Source organism: Cryobacterium sp. TMT1-19 (assembly GCF_004403055.1).
In the GTDB taxonomy this organism is placed as follows: domain Bacteria; phylum Actinomycetota; class Actinomycetes; order Actinomycetales; family Microbacteriaceae; genus Cryobacterium; species Cryobacterium sandaracinum.
The window spans coordinates 1-3,927 of sequence record NZ_SOHB01000006.1 but is presented as its reverse complement, the minus strand read 5'-3'; the positions used below and the strand labels follow the sequence as shown (position 1 = coordinate 3,927).

The 3,927-nt window shown below is 69.8% G+C and carries 5 protein-coding genes; 2 read left to right on the top strand and 3 right to left on the bottom strand.

Going from position 1 to position 3,927, the window contains the following annotated elements:
- Positions 1-765 (top strand): glycosyltransferase family 4 protein (locus E3T40_RS01350; RefSeq protein ID WP_134542462.1); only part of this gene is annotated, 765 nt, incomplete at its 5' end.
- Complete coding sequence (locus tag E3T40_RS01345; protein ID WP_134542461.1) at positions 762-2,078, top strand: glycosyltransferase; 1,317 nt, start codon at positions 762-764, stop codon at positions 2,076-2,078. The genes E3T40_RS01350 and E3T40_RS01345, both read left to right, overlap by 4 nt.
- 19 nt (positions 2,079-2,097) lie before the next feature.
- On the opposite strand, the gene E3T40_RS01340 is transcribed toward E3T40_RS01345, so the two are convergent.
- From E3T40_RS01340 to E3T40_RS01330, 3 genes are all read right to left on the bottom strand, one after another.
- The gene (locus E3T40_RS01340; protein WP_104169173.1) at positions 2,098-2,667 is read right to left on the bottom strand and encodes a DUF2017 family protein; all 570 of its coding nucleotides are present in this window, start codon (positions 2,665-2,667) and stop codon (positions 2,098-2,100) included.
- Complete coding sequence (gene clpS, locus E3T40_RS01335) at positions 2,667-2,951, bottom strand: ATP-dependent Clp protease adapter ClpS (RefSeq protein ID WP_233191428.1); 285 nt, start codon at positions 2,949-2,951, stop codon at positions 2,667-2,669. Before clpS ends, E3T40_RS01340 begins: the two co-directional genes overlap by 1 nt.
- Positions 2,952-3,034: 83 nt before the next feature.
- Positions 3,035-3,688 (bottom strand): NTP transferase domain-containing protein, encoded by a 654-nt coding sequence (locus E3T40_RS01330; RefSeq protein WP_104194848.1) that lies wholly within the window; start codon positions 3,686-3,688, stop codon positions 3,035-3,037.
- Positions 3,689-3,927 lie beyond the last annotated feature (239 nt).

The following is a 3,927-nucleotide window of genomic DNA, read 5'->3' as shown; positions in this document are numbered from 1 at the left end:
CCCGCCGCGCACGCGACCGGCGCGACCGGCGCGACCAGCGCGGCGGGCGCGGCGGGCGCAGCGGCGCTAGCCGAACTGGACGACCTGCTCACCACCCTCCCGCCGAGCCGGCGCGGGCTTCCGCTCGCCGTCACCGTCGGACGCCTGCACCGCGTCAAGGGCATGGCTGCCCTGGTTCAGGCGTGGGCTGCGGATGCCGACCTGCGCGCCCGCTGCAACCTGCTCATCCTCGGCGGGGACCTGAATTCTCCCTCCCTCGACGAGAAAAGCCAGCTGGACCAGATGGCCGCGGTCGTCGACCTCGCCGATGCGGCCGGCCAGGGCCTGCTGCTCGCCGGGCACCGCACCAACGACACCGTGGCGCACTGGCTGGCCGCGGCCCGGTACGGCCGGCCCGGACTGGCGGCCCCCAATGGGGCGTATGTCTGCGCGAGCATGAAGGAAGAATTCGGCATCGCCCTGCTTGAGGCCATGGCGACCGGGCTCACCGTCGTCGCCCCGAATTCCGGCGGCCCGGCCACCTATGTGGAGCACGCAGTGACGGGTTTCCTCGTCGACACCGGCAACCGGACGGCCCTGGCGGGCGGGATCAGCGCTGCACTCGAGTTGGCTGCCGGCCCCCTCGGACCGGAGTACGCGGACCGGGCCGGGGAAATGGTGTCGCGTTCCTTCACGATCCAGGCCATGGCTGAGACGCTGACCCGGGTCTACCGCGACGTGGTCGACACGAACGAGTCGGGCGCGTACCTGGTGAGCGTTTCATGACGCTGCTGATCATCAGCCCGGACTACGCCTCCCACCTGTTCCCGCTGGCCACTCTGGGCACCGCGTGGCTGGAGGCCGGCGAACGCGTCGTGGTGGCCAGCGGTCCGGCCACCGCCGACATCGTGGCCGCGTTCGGATTCGAGCGCGTGCACCTGCAACTGGGCCGCGGCTCGAACCCCGGCACGATCCGCGCCGAGGAACAGCCGACGGGCGAGGACGACGCGCTCCGCGGGTTCTTCGACGCCACCCGGCTCGGAATGGTGGAAACGCTCTGTTTCCAGGCCGAGGCACGCAGCAGCGACCTGCTCTGGAACCCGGTGGAGGTGGCCCGCGCGGTACAGCTCATCGTGGCCGAGGTGCAACCCGACCACGTGATCGTCGATCACCTGGCGTTCAGTGCGCGCCTCGCTTTGGTGAGTGCGGGCATCCGTCACGCCGATGTGGTGCTCGGTCACCCGTCGGCGCTGCCCGTGGGCGCGGAGGTCTACGGTTTCCCGCCGGAGTGGCCGCTCGCCTTCGCGCCCGACAGCGACGACCTCGGCGCACTCCTGGCGATCTGCGAGAGCGTGCGGGATGCGTTCACCACCCAGTGGAACGACGCCCTGCGGGTTCTCGACCCGGCCGCGCTGCCGAGCCCGGATGCGTTCACGGAGTCCGGAGACATCCTGCTGCTCAATTATCCGGCCGAGCTGCACGACGCCGCACGTGGCGAGTTGCTGCCGGCGCACGCGTTCCTCGGCTCCGCCGTGCGCAACGAGGCCGCCGACGACGAGGTGAACGCCTGGCTCGCCGCCGACAGTGACCGGCCCATCGTCTATGTCAGTTTCGGCAGCTTCCTGTCGGTGCGCGGGGATGTTCTCGCCCGGGTGGCCGAGGCGCTTGCCGCACTCGACGTGCGGGTGGCCGTCGCCACCGGTGCCACCGACCCCGCGGAACTCGGGCCGATCCCCGACTCCTGGCTCGTGCGCGCGTTCCTGCCGCAGGTCACCGTGCTGGCGCGCTCGGCGCTGGCGGTGTCGCACGGCGGCAACAACAGCGTCACCGAGGCGATGACCTCGGGGGTGCCACTGCTGCTGCTGCCCTTCTCCACCGACCAGTTCGCCGGGGCCGCCGCGGTCGAAGCGGCCGGATTCGGGCTGTCCCTCGCGCCCAACACGGCCACGGCTGAGGAGCTTCGGGCAGGAATAGCCGAACTGCTCGCGCTCGACGGGGACGCCCGGCGGAGCCTGGACCGGTTGAGTTCCTCGCTGCAGGGCGGGGCCGGGCCCAACCGCGCGTACGCGGCGCTGCTGGCGGTGCCGGTCGAGCTGTAGGTTGCGAGTATCCGGTGGGTCAGACGTCGATCGCATAGACCAAGGATTCCTGCACCATACCGAACCAGTCGTAGATGTCGTTCAGGAACGGTGCCTCGTCGGCGTTCCGCCCCGGCACCCCGTCGGGCCCGATCTCGAGGCGTTCGGCAAGGGTGAGGCGCAGGTCGGTGAGCGTGCGCAGCCAGGACTGCACGTCGTCGGCGTCGAGGTCGATAATCACGGGCGCCTCGGCGGATGCGGCCGCGTCGGCGGTCGCATGTAGCTCGGTGTCGTTCAGTTCGTCGGCGATGTCGGCGAGCGGTTCCTCGCCGAGCGTCGCAAGCACGCACCGGGCGTTCCGCACCTTGCGCTCGAGCAGGTCATCGGCGGTGAACCGGCGGAATTCCGCGGCGGCCTCGGGGTCATCGGCGTAGGCATCCGGCAGCAGCCGACGCAGGGCCGGGTCACCGGATGTGCCGAGTGCGTGGGTTTCGGCGGCCTCCAGCAGGTCAATCAGCTGGCTCGCGGCCAGGCGCAACAGGCCGATCTCGACGGGTTCGAACCGGGCGGTCACGCTGCCGGCGTTCTCGCTGCCCGGCATGAACTGCATCACGCGTCGGCCTTGGCGAGGGTGGCCCACAGCCCGTAGCCGTGCATGGCTTCGACGTGGCGTTCCATTGCTTCCCGGTTGCCGGAAGCGACGACGGCCTTCCCGTCGTTGTGCACCTGCAGCATGAGGCGCTCGGACTCCAAGGCGGAGATGCCGAAGTAGCTGCGGAACACGTAGGAGACGTAGGACATCAGGTTCACCGGGTCGTCCCAGACGATGGTGATCCAGGGGCGATCGAGGGACACGGCGTCTCGCAGATCGAGTCGTTCGTCAGTCTTCGGCACGGGTTAAGCCTCACACGGAGGGGGGGCAATTCCAACCCGGTGTGGCCGGTGTCCGGGGGCGTGGTGCGGTGCGGTTTCGATGCTCAATCGCGCGTGTCGACGTCGAGCCCGGTCTCGAGGTCGGCGCAATCGACCAGCCGGGTGTTGTGAGACTGCAGGTAGGGACGTGCGCCGGTGTCGCCGGTGGCGGAGTCGATGAGCGCGCCCCAGTGTGCTCGCCCGATCACCACCGGGTGTCCCGGGCGGGCGTCGAAGCCGGCCTGCCGGAGCGTGAGCGGGCCGACGGGGTTCGCGTCGGCATCCGTGACACCGGGCACGGTGCCGATGGGCAGGGTGCCGATCAGTCGTGCGACCGTGCCGGGCAGCAGACCCGGGATATCGACCGGGACGATCGCCACGGCGACCGGAGCAGGCAGGAGCTCGGTGGCCTGCAGCTCGGTGGCTTGTCGCAGGCCCGCCCGCAGGGACGCGGAGAGTCCCTCTGCCCAGTCTTCAGCCTGCGTGAGGACGACCGACGGGGTCATGCCGAATTGGTGGAGCAGTGCCCGGACTTCTGCGGTTTCGGCGCCGAGCACGACGATCACCGGTGAGCAGCCGGCATCCGTGAGCGTGCGGATCGTGCGCACCAGCCAGGGGATGCCGTTGTCGCCCCGCGCAAGTGCCTTCGGCATGCCGTAGCGGGAGCCGGCGCCGGCTGCGAGCACGAGGCCGGCGATCGGTGCGGAGGAAGTGGCCATGCCTGCCATCGTAGGGCGGTGCGGGTGTGGGCACGGGTGTGGAGGTCGGTCGGGCACGGCCCGCACGATTCTCAGCCCTTTAGCCCCTCAACCCCTGACAGATTCGACGGAGATTCTACCGATTTCAGGGTGAAACGGATTGGGGTGACCCGTGGTTTCCGGACTGGGTCCGTAGTTTCATTATGCGGCCAGGGTCAACTCTGCCAGTCGCTCGTGTGGTGTGGCATAGTTCAGGGTTT